We start from the raw sequence: 22,156 nt of genomic DNA, 5'->3' as shown, positions 1-22,156 counted from the left end.
CTTGCTACAGCAAGCTCTTGACGTAAACGTCAATGTCGCTGATGTACTTTTCTATACCTGGAGCATCTTTCTCTTGAATAAGATGTTCCAGCGCTTCACATAACTGCTTGCCGGGTACCAGATTAAGCATGGCAAACACGCCTTTCAGGCGATGGGCCGTTTGGGCTAACGCAGCGAAATCGCTGGTTGCTGCCTCAGTATACAACCTCTTAACATCATCCGGTACTGTGTCTACAAAGAGTGCATAGTAACCACTGGCATGAAGTTCGGCGTTTTCATCACCGCCGAGGGGGAGTTCCTGGATCTCTTCTTGCGCCAGTTGTTCTTCTATTAGCTCCAGGACAGCTTCCTGCATAGCATTGCTCATATTAAAGTTGACGCGCAGCTGACCGGGGCCAATTTTTCGCACGCCAGACTCATCATCGCTTAAAAGCAAGCCCGAGGCAGTAAGATTAGACGGATTATCAGTGATAAAGAGATCATATTCTTGACTATTCAGTCGCTCATCGGGCGTGATGCAGGTTGCTCCCCAGTTTTCCAGCTGACGCAATACAATGCTGCGTACGTCATTCGAGGTGACGTCAACCATCACGCAGACGTCATCTAACAGCCGTTCTTCATTATCAGCATGTTGGTCATGCAGCGGCATCTTAACATGGACGATATAACGCGTTCCAAGTTCTTCCCGCGCTTTAATATTCAGATGTCCACCCAGTTTGCGCGCTAGCTGATCGCACAACCAGAACGTGAGTGGATTCGCTTTGCCATATCGATCGCTCTGCGTGTCATTGCTGAACGGAAAGTGCAGATTATCAATTTCATTCAGCGCGACGCCTTCCCCGGTATCCAGAATACGGAAGGTCAGACGCTCTGCCTCCGACTCATCCTGGTCGACGTCCAGCGTAATTTTGCCAATCTGCGTTGTGGTCACGGCATATTGGATGAGTAGCAGCAAAATACGACGTAGGGCATCGCGGTCGCCGCGGCGCTCATCATTGGCGCTCAGGTGATTTTTAATCAGCAGCTGTAACCCTTTACGCTTGATGGCGGGTAGTACTTCAGGTACTACGTCGTCAATTAACGCCTGCACGGAAAACAGCGTTGATTCACTTTTCCAGTCATCGCTTTCCAGAAGATTGGCCAACTGAATCTCATCGACCATACGTACCAGAACGTCTGCCTGGTTTGCCAGTTTGTGGCTGTCGGGCGTATTGAGTGCGGCAGCATTGATGGCCAGCGTTTTGGCGGGATCTTTCAGTGCGCGACCAATGTTTTGCATAAAGGCGGCGCGAGCCTGTTGGTTTTTCTCATACAGTCGCTGCGCTTGTTTCAGCTTTTTATTTACCAGCACTTCGCGGTCCTGGTCGCGAATGATAAAGATCTGCGTGCGGGCTGAGATCTGGCTGCGGAACAGCCTGATCTCATACAATTCATTATTGATTGTGGCCTGGATGACTCCCTGATGCTGCTCCGCCATGCTGGTGATATTTTGCAGATTTAAATGTGGCAGCAGGTGGTCGGCAATTTTATTGCTGATAACCGTGCGGTTGGATTCCTGGTCGTGTACCAATAACCCCAGCGGCAGCAGCGAAACAATTTCTTCATTGATTGCACGAAGCACCCGGAGTTCATTATTTGCGGCAAGGTTTGGCACCACTTCGTTTGAGCGGGCAGGGAGGTGGCGGAAAGTGGTATAGCCAAACAGCGCCAGCGCCAGCAGAGCGATATTCAGTAACAGCGGCAGCAGAATGCTTTGCAGCGTATCAAGCAGTAATGAACCAAAGGGAACCTGCCAGACCAGTCGCATATCCGTTGAATTTAGCGCTGAAGAGATCTCAATCTTGCTATTGTTAAAGTTGATGCTGACGCTGTCAGGCGACTCTTTTTCACTGAGATGTTCAGCCGTAGACGTGGCATCGGGCTCCAGATGAAAGCTGTCCAACTGCATGCCCGGGGGGATCAAATCATTAATCGGCAGGTCAAACGCGACCACGGTTGCCAGATGCCCTGGCTGATTAAAGGTTGTGCGTAACGTGAAGTAATGACCGTTTTGCCAGACCAGCCGGCGAAGGGACGAGAAGCTTTCACGCTCATCGAGCGCATTGGCCTGTTGTAACATCTCAGCGCGGCGCGAGTCGACAATGTTGCCAATTGTCGATTCTTTAAAGCCGGAGGTGAGATCTTTCAGCGGCAATGTTGAGATAAGAATCAGGCTATTGTCCTGACCATTCAGATAATACATGGACCATGGGACATTCTCCGCGCCCCACAGTGTATCCAGATAGGTTGAGATCCGCTGGGTCATTTCCAGCGTAGAACTGTCATGCGAGCCGAAAATCAGCGCTTCAGTCTTTCTACGGGGTTTTTCAAGATAGTAGACATCTTGCTTGAGTCGGGTTTCCTGTAACCCGTCGGCAGTCGATGAGTTGGTTGTCGCTGCAATATTGTCATAGATTTGCCAGGTCACGTATCGCCAGGTATCTACCCTTTTATGAATAGCGTGGGTGATATCGACAATCTGATAGCTCTTATCTTTAAGCCAGGTGTTGACCGCGCTCTGGACCATCACGCCCATCATCACCAACAGCACCACGATCAGTAATAAGAAGAAACGGGTAATACTTCCCGGAAGCAGGGAGAATCGGGTAGAAGCCGTTGTGTCAGACTGACTCATTCGTGTTTATGACCTGTTAAAACGACGCTAAAGATGAAGGGGCAGTATAAAGGGTAATGTATGAATTGCCATACTTACGCAACATCTGCGGAGCTGCGTTTTTTATTGCTGTGTATCGTTGCCAGGCAGGCAATGCAAACGTGTACAGCCGGTCACTATCAGTACAAATAAAGGTATGAAACCTACAGATTTAGCATTAAATAACAAGAAATTATTTGCCTGGTTTATATGCGATGGTGAACAGGTGAGATAGTTAATAGTCGTTATAGTTTTTCATCGGTAGCACAGAACCGCGATGTTTGTGTAAAGAAGGGTAAAAAAAAACCGAACGCAGAGCATTCGGTTGAAATAGGGGTAAACAGACATTCATGAATGAATGACGGTAATAAATAAAGTTAATGATGATAGCGAGTCTATTTTAGTTGCGAGTGAAGATTTTGTTTTATCATTCAGTGCTATGGTTGCGCTTTGTGTAATTTATTGATTTATATATATTTTGTAATGATTCTTGACTATTCGTGCTTATTCTCTCCATTTTCTTAATTAAAAAAAGTTCCCTTTTGTTAATGTTTTGAAACATCTACATAGATAAATGAAACATCTTTAAAGTATTAGTATCATATTCGTGTTGGATTATTCTGTGTTTTTGCGGAGAATGAAGTTGCCGACTGGTTAATGAGGGTTAGCCAGTGAGCAGTGGCATAAAAAAGCAATAAAGGCATATAACAGAGGGTTAATAACATGAAAGTTAAAGTACTGTCCCTCCTGGTACCGGCTCTGCTGGTAGCAGGCGCAGCAAATGCGGCTGAAATTTACAACAAAGACGGCAACAAATTAGATCTGTACGGTAAAGTCGACGGTTTGCACTATTTCTCTGATGACTCTACTAAAGATGGTGATCAGACCTATATGCGTATCGGCTTCAAAGGTGAAACCCAGGTTAACGACCAACTGACCGGTTACGGCCAGTGGGAATACCAGATCATGGGTAACTCCTCTGAAAACGAAAACAACGCCTGGACGCGTGTCGCGTTTGCCGGTCTGAAATTCGCTGATGCAGGTTCTTTCGACTACGGTCGTAACTACGGCGTGGTTTATGACGTCACGTCCTGGACCGACGTTCTGCCGGAATTCGGCGGCGATACCTACGGTTCTGACAACTTCATGCAGCAGCGTGGTAACGGCTTTGCAACCTACCGTAACACCGATTTCTTCGGTCTGGTTGATGGTCTGAACTTTGCCCTGCAGTACCAGGGTAAAAACGGTAGTCCGGAAGGTGAAGGCATGACCGGCGTGACTGGCAACGGTCGTGACGCACTGAATCAGAACGGTGACGGCGTCGGCGGATCTATCACTTATGATATCGGCGAAGGCTTCTCCCTGGGTACCGCAGTCACCAGCTCCAAACGTACTGATGAGCAGAACAAGCTGAACTTCGGTACCGGCGATCGTGCTGAAACCTACACTGGCGGTCTGAAATACGACGCGAACAATGTGTACCTGGCAGCACAGTACACCCAGACCTACAACGCAACGCGTGCAGGTAAATTGGGCTGGGCTAACAAAGCACAGAACGTTGAAGCTGTTGCGCAGTACCAGTTCGACTTCGGTCTGCGTCCGTCCGTGGCTTACCTGCAGTCAAAAGGTAAAGATCTGGACAACGGCTACGGCGACCAGGATATCCTGAAATATGTTGATGTTGGCGCGACCTACTACTTCAACAAAAACATGTCTACCTATGTTGATTACAAAATCAACCTGCTGGATGACAACCAGTTCACCCGTAATGCAGGTATCTCTACCGATGATATCGTAGCACTGGGTCTGGTTTACCAGTTCTAATCTGTATCTATTTCTATCAAAGGCCCTACGGGGCCTTTTTTAATGCCGTTTTTCTGACGTACAAACACTCTTTTTTGGTGTACTCTTGCGCCCGTTTTCATAAGGGTAATCACGTATGGATATGATTTTTTGTCGTGCAGCGCTCCTGGCTGTAACACTCTTTTTTGTCGGGTGCGATGAGGCCCCGAAATCAACCCAGACCCCGTCCTCAACCGCGACAGTCCTGGAAGGCAAAACCATGGGCACTTTCTGGCGGGTCAGTGTGGTTGGCGTGGATGCCAAACGTGCCGGGGAGTTGCAGGTGAAGATCCAGACTCAGCTCGATGCTGATGATCAACTGCTTTCTACCTATAAGAATGATTCTGCGCTGATGCGTTTTAACCTGTCAAAAAGCTTGTCACCGTGGCCGGTGAATGATGCGCTGGCGGATATTGTGACATCGGCGTTACGTATTGGCGCAAAAACCGACGGCGCGATGGACATCACCGTCGGTCCGTTGGTCAACCTGTGGGGCTTTGGCCCGGATCGGCAACCGCTACATATTCCCACCCAAGGGCAAATTGACGCTGCAAAAGCGCAAACCGGACTTTCACATCTGAAGGTTGTTAATGAGGCGCACCAGAATTATCTGCAGAAAGATCTGCCGGCGCTGTACGTTGATCTCTCCACCGTGGGGGAAGGGTATGCGGCTGACCATCTGGCGCGATTGATGGAACAGGAAGGGATCGCCCGCTATCTGGTTTCTGTTGGCGGCGCGCTGAATAGCCGTGGAATGAATGCCGAGGGGCAACCGTGGCGTGTGGCAATACAGAAACCGACCGATCGTGAAAACGCGGTCCAGGCGATTGTCGATATCAATGGGCATGGTATCAGCACCTCCGGTAGCTATCGCAACTATTACGAACTGGATGGCAAGCGTCTTTCCCATGTCATCGATCCGCAAACCGGCCGTCCGATTGAACACAATCTGGTCTCTGTGACGGTGATTGCACCCACGGCGCTGGAGGCTGATGGTTGGGATACCGGGCTAATGGTGCTTGGCCCGCAAAAAGCCAAAGAGGTTGTGCGTCGCGAAGGGTTAGCGGTGTATATGATTGTTAAAGAAGGCGAAGGGTTTAGCACCTGGATGTCGCCGCAGTTTAAAAGCTTCCTGGTCAGCGAAAAAAATTAAAAAGCAAGATTGCGGGTTTTTATAACCCGCAATGCGGACACACTGAGGCTAAGCGCTATGCTTAACAAAGGAGTCCATCATGACAAATCTCTTACACATCACTGATGATGAACGCTGGCAGTCTGTGCTGGATCGTGACGCCAGGGCTGACGGTCAGTTTGTTTTTGCTGTTCAGACTACAGGCATTTTTTGTCGACCGTCCTGTCGGGCAAAACATGCGCTGCGCAAAAATGTCAGTTTCTTCGCGGATGCCGAGCAGGCACAGGCGGCAGGGTTTCGTCCCTGCAAACGCTGCCGGCCGGACAAAGATAGCGCGCAACAGCAGCGGCTGGACAAAATAGCCCACGCCTGTCAGTTGCTGGGGCAGGAGTCCCCCCTCACACTGGAGGCTCTTGCGCAGCATGTTGCGATGAGCCCGTTTCACCTGCATCGCCTGTTCAAAGCCACCACCGGGATGACCCCCAAAGCCTGGCAACAGTCGTGGCGTGCCCGTCGCCTGCGTGACGCGCTGGCAAAAGGCGCACCGGTCACGCAGGCGATTCTTGACGCCGGATTCCCCGACAGCAGCAGCTATTACCGCAAAGCGGATCAGGCGTTAGGCATGACCGCCAGGCAATTTCGTCAAGGCGGCGGTAATGTTTCTGTGCGCTATACCCTCACAGATTGCGCCCTCGGCCGTTGCCTGGTGGCGGAAAGTGAACGGGGTATCTGCGCGATCTTGCTGGGCGACGACGATGCTACGCTGATAGCAGAATTGCATGAACTGTTTCCGACGGCACGTGACGAGCCCGCCGATACGGAGTTTCAACAACATGTGCGTGAGGTGATCGCCGTGATTAACACGCGCAATACCGCACTGTCACTGCCGCTGGATATTCAGGGAACCGCCTTTCAGCAGCAGGTATGGCAAGCGCTGCGGGCAATCCCTTGTGGTGAGACGGTGAGTTATCAGCAACTTGCCAGCACTATCGGCAAGCCGAAGGCGGTGCGTGCCGTAGCCAGCGCCTGCGCGGCGAACAAGCTGGCGATTGTGATCCCGTGTCACCGCGTAATCCGCGGTGATGGCGCGCTTTCTGGCTATCGTTGGGGAATAACGCGCAAGGCGCAACTGTTGCAACGTGAAGCCACCCGCGAGGAAACGTAATGCTCGATCTCTTTGCAGATGAGAAACCCTGGCACGAGCCGCTGGCGTCAGGTGCGGTGATTTTGCGGCGCTTTGCATTTGAATCCGCCCCCGCTTTACTGCGGGCAATCGCGGCGACAGCCAGACTGTCGCCGTTTCGCCAGATGGTCACCCCTGGCGGTTATACGATGTCGGTAGCCATGACGAATTGCGGCCATCTGGGCTGGACAACGGATCAACATGGCTACCTCTATTCACCGGTCGATCCATTAACCGGCGTTCACTGGCCGCCATTACCCGAGGTCTTTGCTGAGCTGTGCCAACAGGCGGCAACGGCCGCAGGCTATCCTGATTTTCAACCGGATGCTTGCCTTATTAATCGCTATACGCCGGGGGCAAAACTGTCTTTACATCAGGATAAAGATGAGCCTGACCTGCGAGCGCCTATCGTCTCTGTATCGCTGGGCCTGCCGGCGATTTTTCAGTTTGGCGGCTTACGGCGCAACGATCCCTTAAAGCGAGTATTGCTGGAGCATGGTGATGTGGTGGTATGGGGGGGAAACTCGCGGCTGTTTTATCATGGCGTCCAGCCGCTTAAGACGGGGTATCATCCATTGACGGGAGATTGTCGTTATAACCTGACGTTTCGCCAGGCAGGTAAAAAAGAATAAAAATAAGAATTATTATTGCTGTCAGCGAAGAGATGTTTAAACTGCGGGCTGTTATTACTTGTCCGGGTTGTTTGCATGGAACTTTTACTTCTTGTCTGGCGGCAGTATCGCTGGCCATTTATCAGCGTCATGGCGCTCAGCCTTGTCAGTGCCGCGCTGGGGATTGGGCTGATTGCGTTTATTAATCAGCGCCTGATTGAAACGGTCGACACCACGCTGATGGTGCTACCGGAGTTTCTTGGCCTGCTGCTGTTACTGATGGTCGTCACCCTCGGTTCACAGCTGGCGCTCACCACGCTGGGGCACCACTTTGTCTACCGTCTGCGTAGCGAATTTATCAAACGAATTCTGGACACCCACGTCGAGCGTATCGAGCAAATCGGTAGCGCCTCGTTACTGGCCGGTTTAACCAGCGATATCCGTAACATTACCATTGCCTTTGTCCGCCTACCTGAGCTGGTACAGGGGATTATTTTGACCGTGGGGTCGGCGGCGTATCTGGCGATGCTGTCGACTAAAATGCTGCTGGTGACGGCAATCTGGATGGCAATCACCATCTGGGGCGGATTTGTGCTGGTGGCGCGGGTGTATAAACACATGGCTACCCTGCGTGAAACCGAAGACAAGCTGTACAACGACTACCAGACGGTGCTGGAAGGGCGCAAAGAGCTGACGCTCAACCGGGAACGTGCGGAGCATATCTTTAATCAGCTGTACGTCCCGGATGCCAAAGAGTACCGTCATCATATTATCCGTGCCGATACCTTCCACCTGAGCGCGGTCAACTGGTCGAACATTATGATGCTGGGCGCCATTGGCCTGGTATTCTGGATGGCCAACAGTCTGGGTTGGGCGGATACCGCCGTGGCGGCGACCTATTCGCTGACGCTGCTATTCCTGCGCACGCCGCTGCTCTCTGCCGTCGGCGCGCTGCCAACGCTGCTGACTGCACAGGTGGCGTTCAACAAGCTGAATAAGTTCTCCCTGGCCCCCTTCAAGGCTGAATTCCCACGGCCAACCGCATTTCCGGACTGGCAAACGCTGGAGTTGCGCGACGTGGTTTTCCGCTATCAGGATAATGTGTTCGCCATTGGGCCAGTGAATCTGACCATTCGTCGTGGTGAACTGATCTTCCTGATTGGCGGTAACGGCAGTGGGAAATCTACGCTGGCGATGTTGCTGACCGGGCTATACCAGCCGCAGTCTGGTGAGATTTTACTGGATGGCAAGGCGGTTGCTGTCGAAAAACCGGAGGACTACCGCAAGCTGTTCTCCGCGGTGTTTACCGACGTCTGGCTGTTTGACAAACTGCTGGGGCCGGAAGGTAAAGAGGCTAATCCGCAGCTGGTAGCGAAGTGGCTGGATCATCTGCAAATGGCGCACAAGCTGGAACTGAACGACGGGCGCATTCTCAACCTGAAGCTGTCGAAAGGGCAGAAAAAGCGTGTGGCGCTGTTGCTGGCCTTAGCAGAGGAGCGCGACATCATTCTGCTGGATGAATGGGCCGCCGATCAGGATCCCCATTTCCGGCGTGAATTCTACCAGGTGTTGCTGCCGCTGATGCAGGAGATGGGCAAAACCATTTTCGCCATTAGTCATGACGATCACTACTTTATTCATGCCGATCGCCTGCTGGAAATGCGCAACGGACAGTTGAGTGAACTGCTGGGCGATGAGCGTGATGCTGCCTCTCGTGACGCGGTGGCGCGCACTGCATGATCCCACATGCCGCCGGTTTTTTATCCACCCGGCGGCCTCGTTTATTGTTATTTACATAATTCGGCATCATGATTGATGATATTTCATATCATGGATTTATGATTAATGTCCGCAATAAACAAAAACAGCGCCAGGCTACGTGATGAAGAGCGTGCGCGTCTAATCTGGCTGCTGACCACTGATAAAGCCATTATTTCAACACTGTTGGGCAAGCTTACCCTGGCTGAGCAATATGACGTCGGCACGTTAGCCGACGATATTGCTGAGGTAGGGGCTCTGGTGGCGCATTTGCCGCCACCCGATCTGGCCGATACCCTCGAAGCACTGCCCTCCGAAGAGCGTCACGCCCTGTGGCGACTGGTCGAAAGTGAAAAACGCGGCAACGTCCTGCTTGAAGCATCAGAAAATGTGTGGGATGACCTGATCGACGAGATGAGCGACCGCGAGCTACTGGATGCACTGCAATATCTCGATATCGACGAACAGATTTATCTGGTACAGCATTTACCCCGTAACCTTACCGGTCGACTGCTGGCATCATTGCCTGCTGAAGAGCGTGCGCGCGTACGTCAGGTGCTGCACTACGAGAAGAATCGCGTCGGTGCGATCATGGAGTTCGAAGTCATCACCGTACGTCCGGACGTGACGCTGGAAGTGGTGCAGCGGTACTTGCGGCGGCTGGGAAAAATGCCGGAGAACACCGATAAACTCTTCGTAACCGATCGCAATAAAGTGCTGGTGGGTGAACTGACGCTAACCTGTATTCTGCTCAATGACGTGCAGCGTAAAGTCAGCGAAGTGATGGAGGATGATCCGCTCACATTTTCTCCGGAAGATATCGCCGAGAATGCTGCGCGTACGTTTGAACGTGACAACCTGGTCAGTGCTGCGGTGGTTGATCCCTCAGGCAAACTGATGGGACGCTTAACCATCGATGAGATCGTCGACGTGGTTTATGAAGAAACCGATACCGATCTGCGTCGAATGGGGGGCTTAAGTGCCGAAGAGGATGTATTCGCTCCGGTCACTAAAGCGGTAAAAACCCGTTGGGCGTGGCTGGCAATTAATCTCTGTACCGCTTTTATCGCCTCGCGGGTAATCGACGGTTTCGAGCACACCATTTCACAACTGGTGGCGCTGGCCTCGCTGATGCCGATTGTGGCAGGGATTGGCGGTAATACGGGTAATCAGACCATCACCATGATTGTCCGGGCGCTGGCGTTGCAGAATATTCAGCCCGGCAACCTGACGTTTCTGATCCTGCGTGAGATGGGGGTAGCGCTGATCAACGGCCTTGTCTGGGGCGGCATCATGGGCGGCATCACCTGGTGGCTGTACGATGATATGGCGCTGGGCGGCGTGATGACCCTGGCAATGATGCTCAATCTGCTGATGGCGGCGCTGATGGGCGTTATCATTCCGATGACGATGGTGAAGCTCGGGCGCGATCCGGCGGTCGGCTCCAGCGTCATGATTACCGCTATCACCGACACCGGCGGATTCTTTATTTTTCTGGGTCTGGCGACGCTGTTTTTGATGTAGACGCCCGTTTCCTTCTGACGATGCGCGGCAGTATCAACATCGTGATTACGCCGGCAACCACGCCAATCGCCAGGTTGCCGGTAGAGACTGTCGCGGCGACGGTAACCAACATTGCCAGCGTTTCGGCGACCGGCATGTTGGTCAGCGTCGCGGGTCGGATGCTGTGCCAGCTAAACGTTTTTACCGCCACAATCACCATAATTCCCGCCAGTACTGACATTGGTATCTTTGCCATCACCTCGCTGAGTGCGGTGACGAGCAGCAGCAAGACCAGGCTGGCGGCAAATGTGGAAACGCGGCTGCGAGCTTTCCCCATCTCAACGTTGACAATCGTTTGACCGATCATCGCGCATCCGGCGATGCCGCCATAAAAACCGGCCAGGATATTGGCTACGCCCAGTCCGGTGCTTTCACGGTTTTTATTCGACGGGGTGACCGTCAGGTCGTCAACCAGCCGGGCAGTTAATAGCGATTCCATCAATCCAACAAAAGCGATGCTCAGCGCGCAGGGCCAGATAATGGCTAACGTTTGCAGGTTGAGTGGTACAAGTAACTGCGTCAAGCCCGGCAGACCGCCGCTCATTGAACCTTCGTCACCGACGGTCGGTAACAGTTGCCCGCTGGTGACAGTGAACACCGTCAGCAGCACGATAGCGATCAGCGGCGCGGGGATGGCTTTGATAAACCGCGGAACCCACAGCACAATCAGCAGCGTCAGGACGAACAGCCCCCAGATGAGCGGGCTTTTCCCCCAGAAATGCGGGACCTGGGCAAAGAAAATCAAAATACCCAGCGCGTTGACAAATCCTGTCATCACGGCCGTAGGGATGAACCGCATCAAACGCGCCATTCCTGACACACCAAACAGGATCTGAATAATCCCGGCCAGCACTACCGCAGGCAGGATGTACTGCACGCCGTGTTGATGCACCATCGGGCCAATGACTAATGCAACCGATCCTGCAGCGGCGGTAACCATTGCCGGACGCCCACCTAAAAAGGACATCGCCAGGCACAGTACGACCGAGGCTATCAGGCTGACTTTCGGATCGACGCCAGCAATAACGGAAAAAGAGATCACTTCCGGGATCAGCGCCAGGGCGGTTACCACACCGGCCAGCGTTTCACGAACCAGCAGGCGGGGGTGGCGTAACACGGTGTGGGTGGTGTGTTCTGCCACCGCGGCAGGGGAAGAGTGTGTTGCAGACATAGTTACTCTCAGGTCAGAAAAGGCCTGATGACAGCAGACCGACAGGCATCCGTGCGGTGAATAGCAAAGCGCAGCATAGTACCCGTCTGACGGGGAGGTTTCCAGAAATGATTGTCAATAACCATATAAAGAATCAACGTATTAATAACATTTTTAAAATTTAAATATAATTTATAAACAATATTTAATTATTTTTACTTAAGTGTTACCGTTGTTACCGCTCGATTTTCACCTGCATAAAAAGCAAAAAGCGATACTAAAAGTAAGGCATTAACATTATGAAAAAAGTGACTGCCATGCTCTTCACCATGGCTGTAGGGCTGAATGTTGTCTCGATGGCAGCAAAAGCGAAAGCGGCGGAAGAGCAGGAAACGGATGTACTGTTGATTGGCGGCGGCATCATGAGCGCCACACTGGGAACCTATTTACAGGAGCTGGAGCCGCAATGGTCAATGACCATGGTAGAGCGACTGGATGGCGTTGCTCAGGAGAGTTCAAACGGCTGGAACAACGCCGGAACAGGCCACTCCGCACTGATGGAACTGAACTACACGCCTAAAAAGGCTGACGGTAGCATCAGTATTGAAAAGGCAGTCGAAATTAACGAAGCCTTCCAGATTTCCCGCCAGTTCTGGGCGTATCAGGTCAACAACGGCGTGATGCATGAACCCCGCTCGTTTATCACCACTGTTCCCCATATGAGCTTTGTCTGGGGCGACGAGAACGTGAATTTCCTGCGTGCCCGTTACACGGCACTCCAGCAAAGCACCCTGTTCCGCGGTATGCGCTACTCTGAAGATCACGCGCAGATTAAAGAATGGGCGCCTTTGGTTATGGAAGGTCGCGATCCGAAACAGAAAGTTGCGGCAACGCGTACCGAGATCGGTACTGACGTGAACTACGGTGAAATTACGCGCCAGCTGATTGCATCGTTGCAGAAAAAACCTAATTTTGCGCTGCAACTGAGCACCGAAGTTCGCGGCTTTAAGCGTAACGCGGATAATAGCTGGACCGTCACGGTTGCTGATCTGAAAAACAATGAAGCGGAACACGCTATTAAGGCGAAGTTTGTCTTTATCGGTGCCGGTGGCGCTGCCCTGAAGCTGTTGCAGGAAACCGACATTCCGGAAGCGAAAGGCTATGCCGGATTCCCGGTTGGCGGGCAGTTCCTGGTGGCGGAAAACCCTGATGTGGTCAATCGTCATCTGGCGAAAGTGTATGGTCAGGCCTCCGTTGGTGCGCCGCCGATGTCCGTACCGCACATCGATACCCGTATTCTGGATGGTAAACGCGTAGTGCTGTTTGGGCCGTTCGCAACCTTCTCCACTAAGTTCCTGAAAAACGGTTCATTGTGGGATCTGCTCAGTTCTACCACCACGTCGAACTTTATGCCGATGGTCAACGTGGGTCTGGATAACTTCGATCTGGTCAAATATCTGGTAAGCCAGGTCATGCTCAGCGACGACGATCGTTTTGCCGCGCTGCAAGAGTACTATCCACAGGCGAAAAAAGAAGACTGGCGTTTATGGCAGGCAGGCCAGCGTGTGCAGATTATCAAAAGTGATGCGGAGAAGGGCGGCGTTCTGCGTCTGGGAACCGAAGTGGTCAGCGATAAAGAAGGCACGATTGCTGCGCTGCTGGGTGCATCACCGGGGGCATCAACCGCGGCACCGATCATGCTGCATCTGATGGAAAAAGTGTTTAAAGATAAAGTTGCCAGCCCGGAATGGCAGGCGAAGCTGAAAACGATTATTCCGTCTTATGGCACGAAGCTGAACGGCAACGTTGAGGCTACGGAGCAAGAGCTGCAATACACCAGCGAAGTACTGGGTCTGAAGTACGATAAACCGCAGGTTGCTGATGAAGCGCCGAAACCACAGCTAAAACCTCAGGCGCAACCGCAGCCTGAGCAGAAAGCTGTGGCGGATATCGCGCTGTAAAAAAAGGCCGGATGGCGCTGCGCTTATCCGGCCTACTTCTACTTCATGCGTCTGTATGCCGGATAAGGCGGTACGCCGCCATCCGGCACATTCTCACTTATCGCACGACGGCGTCCTGAATCTTATCTTCTGCTTTCCAGATGCGGTATTTCACCTCCACGTTTTCCGGGGTGTAAACCACAATCGGTAATTTGCTGTTGTAACGCAGCATACCGTCTTCACCCAGATACGCGGTGATGAATTTCTTCTCTTTCTTGCCGTCCGGGCAGGCCATCATGGTTGAAACCGGAGACGTAACTTTGTCGAATACATAGTAGTCATAACCCCAACCTTCCAGCGTTTTGCTGTCCAGTTCTCCGCCAAGGCGATGTTTGTTGCAATCAACTTCCAGCGTTTGTCCGATCAGCAGTTCTACTTTCAGAGTAGATTCATCTTTCTCAGGAGTAAGCTGAATAACCTGACGCTTCATTCCCTTGTCCGCTTTAGGATAAGGGGCGACTTTTTCCAGCGGCTGAGCGCTGGCATCGGTGGTTGTCGCCCACACAGAGGTGCTGGCGAAGGCGGCAAGGAGTACGGCAGGGACAATTGTCTTCATCTTATTGTTCACAGTGTTTCCTTTCTTCTGTCTTATGAACGTATCAAGGGCAGGTTAGCATATTCATATCGTCTATTAATCTAAATTTACTTATATTTTAAGTGCATTAATTAAAGGTTTATAATTTGTGTAGCGATAAATACCAGGAATTATCTTAATTGTGAGATTATTCTCTGTTTTATGTTTTCGTTATATAATTGATTATATAACTCATTGAAATGTGAGCAAAAGCGCACTTTTTCCCGCCAACTCAACACTCTTTTGATCCGGCAACAGCATTTACCCCAATTGGGGTATGCACCTCAAACACATCCTGAAATATCTTACGGCTAAAAATAACTACTCATAAATAGTGCGTTTTTTATTGTCGTTCAACCCGCCGAGGGAGAGCGTCATTATGGAAGGACAATGTCATGGTTGATTTATCCCGTCGAGGCATGTTGACAGGCAGTTGGCGTAAAGCCAGCAATGGGATTCGTCCGCCGTGGAGCATGGAAGACTCACATTTTCTGGCTCATTGCCTCCGTTGTGACGCCTGCATCCAGGCGTGTGAAACCGACATCCTGCAGCGAGGCCAGGGTGGTTACCCGAGCGTAAATTTCAAACACGGCGAATGCAGCTTTTGTTACGCCTGCGCAGAGGCCTGTCCCGAATCACTTTTTCTTCCGCGCCACACCAGGGCATGGGATCTGAATTTTTCGATCGGTGACAACTGTCTCGCGCATCAGTCCGTTGAATGCCATCGCTGTCAGGATAGCTGTGAACCCATGGCCATAACCTTTCGTCCCACGCTGTCCGGTATTTATCAGCCACAGCTCGACAATCAGGCATGTAACGGATGCGGCGCGTGTGTCGCTATCTGTCCGGTATCAGCCATTAATGCGGAGTACAACCATGGACACTAACTGGCAGGTCTGCAGCCTGGTCGTTCAGGCCAAAAGTCAGCACATCAGCGATATCGCCACGCAGTTACGTTCGTTTCCGGGTTGCGAAGTTGCTCTCAGCGATGTGGAAAGCGGTCAACTGATTGTGGTGGTGGAAGCAGAGCACAGTGAAACGCTAATGAAAACAATTGAGTCAGTGCGCAACGTTGCGGGCGTGCTGGCGGTGTCGCTGGTTTATCACCAGCAGGATGAGCAAGGTGAGGAAACACCATGAAACTCAGTCGTCGTAGCTTTATGAAAGCTAACGCCGTTGCGGCCGCTGCGGCGGCTGCCGGGTTAAGCGTGCCGGGCGTTGCCCGCGCGGTAGTCGGTCAGCAAGAAGCCATCAAATGGGACAAAGCCCCGTGCCGTTTTTGCGGGACGGGCTGCGGCGTATTGGTCGGAACGCAGCAAGGGCGTGTTGTGGCATGCCAGGGCGATCCGGATGCGCCGGTTAACCGTGGGCTTAACTGCATCAAAGGTTACTTCCTGCCGAAAATCATGTACGGAAAAGACCGTTTAACGCAGCCGATGCTGCGCATGAAAGACGGCAAATATCACAAAGAAGGCGAGTTCACCCCGATTAGCTGGGACCAGGCTTTTGACGTGATGGAAGAGAAATTCAAAACGTCGATGAAAGAGAAAGGTCCGGAATCTATCGGCATGTTCGGCTCTGGCCAGTGGACGATTTGGGAAGGTTATGCCGCTGCCAAATTGTTTAAAGCGGGTTTCCGTTCCAATAACATCGACCCGAACGCACGTCACTGCATGGCCTCAGCGGTAGTCGGCTTTATGCGTACCTTCGGTATGGATGAACCGATGGGCTGCTATGACGATATCGAACATGCAGACGCCTTCGTCCTGTGGGGCGCTAATATGGCGGAAATGCACCCGATCCTGTGGTCGCGCATTACCAACCGTCGTCTGTCCGATCCTAACGTCAACGTCGCCGTTCTCTCTACCTTCCAGCATCGTAGCTTTGAGCTGGCGGATAACGGCATCGTCTTTACGCCGCAAAGCGACCTGGTGATCCTCAACTACATCGCAAACTATATCATTCAAAACAATGCGATAAACCAGGACTTCTTTAGCAAGCACGTTAACCTGCGTAAAGGGGCGACGGATATCGGCTACGGTCTGCGTCCAACCCATCCGCTGGAAAAAGCGGCGAAAAACCCGGGTTCTGATGCCTCCGAACCGATCAGTTTTGAAGAGTACAAAGCGTTTGTTGCGGAGTATACGCTGGATAAAACTGCAGAAATGACCGGCGTGCCAAAAGATCAGCTGGAACAGTTGGCGCAGTTGTATGCCGATCCTAAGAAGAAAGTCATCTCCTACTGGACGATGGGCTTTAACCAGCATACCCGTGGCGTATGGGCTAATAACCTGGTCTATAACCTGCACCTGCTGACCGGTAAAATTTCTCAGCCAGGCTGCGGCCCATTCTCGCTGACGGGTCAGCCTTCCGCTTGTGGTACCGCGCGTGAAGTCGGGACCTTCTCTCACCGTCTGCCTGCGGATATGGTGGTGACGAACGAAAAACACCGCGATATCTGTGAAAAACACTGGAATATTCCGGCGGGGACCATTCCGGCGAAAATCGGTCTGCATGCTGTGGCGCAGGACCGCGCACTGAAAGATGGCAAGCTCAATGTCTACTGGGTGATGTGTAACAACAACATGCAGGCTGGGCCGAACATCAACGAAGAGCGTATGCCTGGCTGGCGCGATCCGCGCAACTTTATCATCGTTTCCGATCCGTACCCGACGGTCAGTGCTCTGGCGGCCGACCTGATCCTGCCAACAGCGATGTGGGTAGAGAAAGAAGGGGCTTACGGTAACGCCGAGCGCCGTACTCAGTTCTGGCGCCAGCAGATTAAAGCACCGGGCGAAGCGAAATCTGACCTGTGGCAGATGGTGCAGTTTGCCCGCCGATTCAAAACGGAAGACGTCTGGCCGGAGGAACTACTGGCGAAGAAACCCGAGCTGCGCGGTAAGACGTTGTATGACGTGCTGTTCGCCACGCCAGCAGTAACGAAATTCCCGGTCAGCGAACTGGCTGAAGATCAACTGAACGATGAATCTCGCGAACTCGGTTTCTACCTGCAAAAAGGTCTGTTCGAAGAGTACGCCTGGTTTGGTCGCGGACACGGACACGATCTTGCACCGTTCGATGATTACCACAAGGCGCGCGGGTTACGCTGGCCAGTGGTCGATGGTAAGGAGACTCAGTGGCGCTACAGCGAAGGCAACGATCCGTACGTGAAGGCTGGAGAAAGCTACAAGTTCTACGGCAAACCGGATGGGAAAGCCGTCATCTTCGCGCTGCCATTTGAACCGGCGGCTGAAGCACCGGATAAAGAATACGATCTGTGGCTCTCCACCGGTCGCGTGCTGGAGCACTGGCATACTGGCAGCATGACGCGCCGCGTGCCGGAACTGCACCGTGCGTTCCCGGAGGCGGTACTGTTTATCCATCCGCTGGATGCAAAAGCGCGCGATCTTCGCCGTGGCGACAAGGTCAAAGTGGTATCCCGTCGTGGTGAAGTGATTTCGATTGTTGAAACACGCGGCCGCAACCGTCCGCCTCAGGGGCTGGTGTACATGCCGTTCTTCGACGCCGCACAGCTGGTGAACAACCTGACGCTGGATGCGACGGATCCGCTCTCTAAAGAGACGGATTTCAAGAAGTGCGCTGTGAAACTGGCGAAGGTGTAACGCGTTATGTCCCGGTCAGCAAAACCCCAAAATGGCCGCCGCCGCTTCCTGCGCGATATGGTTCGCGCAGCAGGCGGGCTGGCTGTCGTTGGCGTGGCGCTGGGGTTGCAACAGCAAACCGCACGCGCAACCGGCGTGCGGCTGCGCCCGCCTGGGGCTCTGAGTGAAGACGCATTTGCCAGCGCCTGTGTGCGCTGTGGCCAGTGCGTCCAGGCCTGCCCGTATGACACGCTGAAACTGGCAACGCTGGCCTCCGGGCTGGCGGCCGGAACACCTTATTTTGTCGCTCGCGACATCCCCTGCGAAATGTGTGAGGACATCCCGTGCGCCAAAGTCTGCCCCAGCGGCGCGTTGGACAGGGAAATTGCATCCATTGACGATTCGCGTATGGGACTGGCGGTTCTGCTGGATCACGAAAACTGCCTCAACTATCAGGGGCTACGCTGCGACGTTTGCTATCGCGAGTGCCCGAAAATCGATGAGGCTATCACCCTGGAGCTGGACCGCAACATGCGTACTGGTAAGCATGCGCGGTTTATTCCGACCGTGCACAGCGATGCCTGTACTGGCTGTGGGAAATGCGAAAAAGTCTGCGTACTGGAGCAGCCGGCAATAAAAGTGCTGCCGCTGTCGCTGGCGAAAGGGGAGTTAGGACACCATTACCGCTTCGGTTGGCTGGAGGGGAACAATGGCAAATCGTAAACGTGATGCGGGGCGTGAAGCACAAGCGAAAAAAGGGTGGTGGAAGAGCCATCGCTGGCTGGTGTTGCGTCGCCTGAGCCAGTTCCTGGTTCTGGCGATGTTCCTCAGCGGTCCGTGGCTTGGCGTGTGGATCCTGCATGGTAATTACAGTAGCAGCCTGTTGCTGGATACCATTCCGTTAACCGACCCACTCATTACCCTGCAAAGCCTGGCCAGCGGGCACCTGCCAGCAACAGTCGCGTTAACAGGGGTCGCCATTATTGCGGTTCTGTATGCCCTTGCAGGTAAGCGACTGTTTTGCAGTTGGGTCTGCCCGATGAATCCGGTGACTGATTTGGCGAGCTGGCTGCGCAGAAGGTTTGACCTGAATCAGTCTGCGACCCTGCCGCGCCATATACGGTACGTCCTGCTGGTGGTTATCCTGGTCGGTTCTGCCCTGACAGGAACGCTGCTGTGGGAGTGGATAAACCCGGTTTCTTTGCTGGGACGTAGCCTGGTCATGGGCTTTGGCAGCGGTGCGCTGCTTATTCTCGCGCTGTTTTTATTTGATTTACTGGTCGTTGAGCATGGCTGGTGCGGACATCTCTGCCCCCTGGGTGCGCTGTATGGCGCATTGGGCAGTAAAGGTGCAATAACCGTATCAGCAAAAGAACGTAAGAGATGTAACCGCTGTATGGATTGTTTTCATGTTTGCCCGGAACCGCATGTGCTACGTGCGCCGGTGCTGGATGAGCAAAGCCCGGTGCAGGTGACCAGTCGCGATTGCATGGCCTGCGGTCGCTGTGTGGATGTCTGTTCTGAGGATGTTTTTACAATAACGATACACAAAATCATTTGAGATGCATCGCGGCGGCAAGCGAGAAATTCCCCAGGAGCATAGTAACTATGTGACTGGGGTTTCGGAGCGCAGCCAACAAAGAGGCAGCTTAAAGGATGAAGTGTAAATGCGATGGAGTTCGGGAGCGAAACAATGAAAAGCCATGACCTGATTAAAGCGCTGAGTCAATGGACAGCCGCGCTGGCCCTGGTAGTCAGTGGGGCCGTTTGGGCTGCAAACGGAGTGGATCTGAGCCAGTCACCGGAGGTCTCAGGGACACAGGAAGGGGCGATTCGCATGCCGAAAGAGCAGGAGCGTATGCCGCTGAATTATGTGAATCAGCCACCGATGGTTCCGCACAGTGTTGACGGTTACCAGGTGACGACCAATACCAACCGTTGCCTGCAGTGTCACGGTGTTGAAAGCTACCGCACCACCGGTGCACCGCGCATCAGCCCGACGCACTTTATGGACAGCAACGGCAAGGTACTGGCTGAAGTCGCCCCGCGTCGTTACTTCTGTCTGCAGTGTCATGTCCCGCAGGCTGACGCCGCGCCGATTGTTGAAAATACCTTCACCCCCTCGAAAGGTTACGGGAAATAAGAGGTCATTATGGAAAATTCTAACCGTAAACCAGGCTGGATTAAGCGCGTCTGGCAATGGTGGCGTCGCCCCAGCCGTCTGGCGCTCGGCACGCTGTTGTTAATCGGCTTTGTGGGCGGCATTATTTTCTGGGGCGGCTTTAATACCGGTATGGAAAAGGCCAATACTGAAGAGTTCTGCATTAGCTGTCACGAAATGCGCAACACGGTATACCAGGAATACATGGAAACCGTACACTACAACAACCGCAGCGGTGTGCGCGCGACTTGCCCTGATTGCCACGTCCCTCATGAGTGGGGGCCGAAAATGATCCGCAAAATCAAGGCCAGCAAGGAGCTGTACGCGAAAGCTCTGGGGTTAATAGATACACCGCAAAAATTTGAAGACCACCGTTTATCGATGGCGCAAAATGAATGGCGGCGTATGAAAGACAATAATTCGCAAGAGTGTCGGAACTGTCACAACTTCGAGTTTATGGATTTAACCGCCCAGAAAGGCGTAGCGGCTAAAATGCATGATCAGGCCGTGAAAGAAGGGCAAACCTGTATTGACTGCCATAAAGGGATAGCGCACAAACTGCCTGATATGCGCGAAGTCAAACCGGGCTTTTAACAGGATGTAAATAATCAGGATGCTTGAGGCCAGAGAACTGCTCTGCGAGCGAGATGACAGAATACTGTTTAGCGATCTGTCATTTCGCGTCAATGCAGGGGAATGGGTACAAATTACCGGGAGCAATGGCGCAGGGAAAACCACCCTGCTGCGGTTGCTTACCGGGCTGGCTCGTCCTGACGCCGGAGAGGTTTGCTGGCAAGGGAAATCGCTGCACCAGGTGCGGGACAGCTACCATCAGGAACTACTGTGGATCGGACATCAGCCGGGGATAAAAACCCGGCTTTCGGCGTTGGAGAATCTGCGATTTTTCCATCACGATGGCGACTGTCTGGCGGCACTGGCGCAGGCAGGGCTTGCCGGATATGAAGATATTCCTGTTAATCAACTCTCCGCCGGACAACAGCGGCGCGTGGCACTGGCTCGCCTCTGGCTGACCCGCGCGCGACTGTGGATCCTCGATGAACCCTTTACGGCAATTGATGTGCACGGCGTTGAGCGACTGACTCAGCGCATGGCACAGCATACAGAGCAGGGTGGTATTGTGATCCTTACAACGCACCAGCCTCTGGGTGTTGAGACCGATAAAGTTCGACGTATTGCGCTGACCAGCGAGAGGGCCGCGCAATGATGTGGCAAATCTTCCGTTTAGAACTGCGGGTTGCGTTCCGTCATAGTGCAGAGATCGCCAATCCGTTATGGTTTTTCCTGATCGTTATCACGTTGTTCCCTCTGAGCATTGGGCCGGAGCCACAGCTGCTGGCGCGCATCGCACCGGGCATTATCTGGGTTGCCGCATTGCTGGCCTCATTACTGGCGCTGGAACGTTTATTCCGGGATGACTTACAGGATGGCAGCCTCGAACAATTGATGCTGCTGCCATTGCCGCTACCGGCCGTGGTGCTGGCGAAGGTGATGGCGCACTGGGTTGTAACCGGTTTGCCGCTGCTGATCCTCTCGCCGCTGGTCGCGCTGCTGCTGGGAATGGATATGTACGGTTGGCAAATTATGGCGCTGACGTTGCTGCTTGGAACGCCGACGCTGGGTTTTCTCGGCGCACCGGGCGTGGGATTGACGGTGGGGTTAAAACGCGGTGGCGTGCTGTTGAGCGTGCTGGTACTCCCGCTAACCATTCCATTGTTGATTTTTGCGACCGCTGCGATGGACGCCGCCTCGATGCACTTACCCGTTGAAGGGTACATGGCGATTCTTGGCGCGTTGCTGGTAGGAAGCGCAACGTTAAGTCCCTTTGCGACGGCGGCGGCGTTACGTATCAGCGTGCAATAGCGCAGAT

Annotated in this window: 19 protein-coding genes; 16 read left to right on the top strand and 3 right to left on the bottom strand. The window is 53.0% G+C overall.

The genetic code is table 11. From position 1 onward, the window contains the following. Positions 1-4: 4 nt before the first annotated feature. Positions 5-2,674, bottom strand: a complete 2,670-nt coding sequence (gene rcsD / locus OGY19_RS06760) for a phosphotransferase RcsD (RefSeq protein WP_115601748.1) — start codon at positions 2,672-2,674, stop codon at positions 5-7. Between the two features lie 741 nt (positions 2,675-3,415). On the opposite strand from rcsD, the gene OGY19_RS06755 reads away from it, so the two are divergent. The 6 genes from OGY19_RS06755 (at position 3,416) to mgtE (ending at position 10,742) form a co-directional block, all read left to right on the top strand. Continuing rightward, positions 3,416-4,516: a porin OmpC gene (locus OGY19_RS06755; RefSeq protein WP_005129375.1), complete on the top strand. Its 1,101-nt coding sequence runs from the start codon at positions 3,416-3,418 to the stop codon at positions 4,514-4,516. Positions 4,517-4,631: 115 nt separating this feature from the next. Beyond that, complete coding sequence (apbE, locus tag OGY19_RS06750; RefSeq protein ID WP_061068197.1) at positions 4,632-5,687, top strand: FAD:protein FMN transferase ApbE; 1,056 nt, start codon at positions 4,632-4,634, stop codon at positions 5,685-5,687. 79 nt (positions 5,688-5,766) lie between these two features. Continuing rightward, positions 5,767-6,831: a bifunctional DNA-binding transcriptional regulator/O6-methylguanine-DNA methyltransferase Ada gene (ada, locus tag OGY19_RS06745; protein ID WP_115601749.1), complete on the top strand. Its 1,065-nt coding sequence runs from the start codon at positions 5,767-5,769 to the stop codon at positions 6,829-6,831. After that, positions 6,831-7,481, top strand: coding sequence for a DNA oxidative demethylase AlkB (alkB, locus tag OGY19_RS06740; protein WP_048211117.1), 651 nt, complete (start codon positions 6,831-6,833; stop codon positions 7,479-7,481). The genes ada and alkB overlap by 1 nt, the downstream gene beginning before the upstream one ends. Positions 7,482-7,556: 75 nt before the next feature. Then, positions 7,557-9,200 (top strand): multidrug ABC transporter permease/ATP-binding protein, encoded by a 1,644-nt coding sequence (locus OGY19_RS06735; RefSeq protein ID WP_115601750.1) that lies wholly within the window; start codon positions 7,557-7,559, stop codon positions 9,198-9,200. Between the two features lie 105 nt (positions 9,201-9,305). Next, complete coding sequence (gene mgtE, locus OGY19_RS06730; protein ID WP_048211119.1) at positions 9,306-10,742, top strand: magnesium transporter; 1,437 nt, start codon at positions 9,306-9,308, stop codon at positions 10,740-10,742. Here mgtE and OGY19_RS06725 read toward each other — a convergent pair. Continuing rightward, positions 10,705-11,952: a SulP family inorganic anion transporter gene (locus OGY19_RS06725; protein ID WP_115601751.1), complete on the bottom strand. Its 1,248-nt coding sequence runs from the start codon at positions 11,950-11,952 to the stop codon at positions 10,705-10,707. The two genes, mgtE and OGY19_RS06725, sit on opposite strands and share 38 nt — an antisense overlap. Before the next feature lie 278 nt (positions 11,953-12,230). Here OGY19_RS06725 and mqo point away from each other — a divergent pair, with 278 nt between their 5' ends. Further along, a complete protein-coding gene (mqo, locus tag OGY19_RS06720) occupies positions 12,231-13,892 on the top strand; it encodes a malate dehydrogenase (quinone) (protein ID WP_101741544.1) in 1,662 nt (553 codons plus the stop codon). Between the two features lie 97 nt (positions 13,893-13,989). Here the strand turns inward: mqo and eco are convergent, their stop codons facing one another. Next, entirely contained in the window at positions 13,990-14,487 is a 498-nt protein-coding gene (gene eco, locus OGY19_RS06715; protein WP_048212557.1) for a serine protease inhibitor ecotin, read from the bottom strand. A gap of 413 nt (positions 14,488-14,900) precedes the next feature. Here eco and napF point away from each other — a divergent pair, with 413 nt between their 5' ends. The 9 genes from napF to ccmB all read left to right on the top strand — a co-directional run bounded on the left by napF (position 14,901) and on the right by ccmB (position 22,149). Beyond that, the gene (napF, locus tag OGY19_RS06710) at positions 14,901-15,392 is read left to right on the top strand and encodes a ferredoxin-type protein NapF (protein ID WP_048211122.1); all 492 of its coding nucleotides are present in this window, start codon (positions 14,901-14,903) and stop codon (positions 15,390-15,392) included. After that, positions 15,382-15,645, top strand: a complete 264-nt coding sequence (napD, locus tag OGY19_RS06705) for a chaperone NapD (RefSeq protein WP_048211123.1) — start codon at positions 15,382-15,384, stop codon at positions 15,643-15,645. The genes napF and napD overlap by 11 nt, the downstream gene beginning before the upstream one ends. Continuing rightward, positions 15,642-18,128, top strand: a complete 2,487-nt coding sequence (gene napA / locus OGY19_RS06700) for a nitrate reductase catalytic subunit NapA (protein ID WP_115601752.1) — start codon at positions 15,642-15,644, stop codon at positions 18,126-18,128. The genes napD and napA overlap by 4 nt, the downstream gene beginning before the upstream one ends. 6 nt (positions 18,129-18,134) lie before the next feature. Next, positions 18,135-18,830 carry a ferredoxin-type protein NapG gene (gene napG / locus OGY19_RS06695; protein ID WP_048211125.1) on the top strand — a complete coding sequence of 232 codons (696 nt, stop codon included), beginning with the start codon at positions 18,135-18,137 and terminating at the stop codon, positions 18,828-18,830. Beyond that, complete coding sequence (gene napH, locus OGY19_RS06690) at positions 18,817-19,668, top strand: quinol dehydrogenase ferredoxin subunit NapH (RefSeq protein ID WP_286596274.1); 852 nt, start codon at positions 18,817-18,819, stop codon at positions 19,666-19,668. Before napG ends, napH begins: the two co-directional genes overlap by 14 nt. A 132-nt stretch (positions 19,669-19,800) precedes the next feature. Further along, on the top strand, positions 19,801-20,250 hold the full coding sequence (gene napB / locus OGY19_RS06685; RefSeq protein WP_048212558.1) for a nitrate reductase cytochrome c-type subunit: 450 nt from the start codon (positions 19,801-19,803) through the stop codon (positions 20,248-20,250). A 9-nt stretch (positions 20,251-20,259) separates the two neighbouring features. Beyond that, entirely contained in the window at positions 20,260-20,862 is a 603-nt protein-coding gene (gene napC, locus OGY19_RS06680; RefSeq protein WP_005129332.1) for a cytochrome c-type protein NapC, read from the top strand. A 13-nt stretch (positions 20,863-20,875) separates the two neighbouring features. Continuing rightward, entirely contained in the window at positions 20,876-21,493 is a 618-nt protein-coding gene (gene ccmA, locus OGY19_RS06675; RefSeq protein ID WP_086523394.1) for a cytochrome c biogenesis heme-transporting ATPase CcmA, read from the top strand. Next, positions 21,490-22,149 carry a heme exporter protein CcmB gene (gene ccmB, locus OGY19_RS06670; protein ID WP_005129323.1) on the top strand — a complete coding sequence of 220 codons (660 nt, stop codon included), beginning with the start codon at positions 21,490-21,492 and terminating at the stop codon, positions 22,147-22,149. Before ccmA ends, ccmB begins: the two co-directional genes overlap by 4 nt. Positions 22,150-22,156 lie beyond the last annotated feature (7 nt).

This window comes from Citrobacter sp. Cy070 (genome assembly GCF_030332245.1).
Classification (GTDB): domain Bacteria; phylum Pseudomonadota; class Gammaproteobacteria; order Enterobacterales; family Enterobacteriaceae; genus Citrobacter; species Citrobacter youngae.
This window is presented reverse-complemented; position numbering and strand designations above follow the sequence as displayed.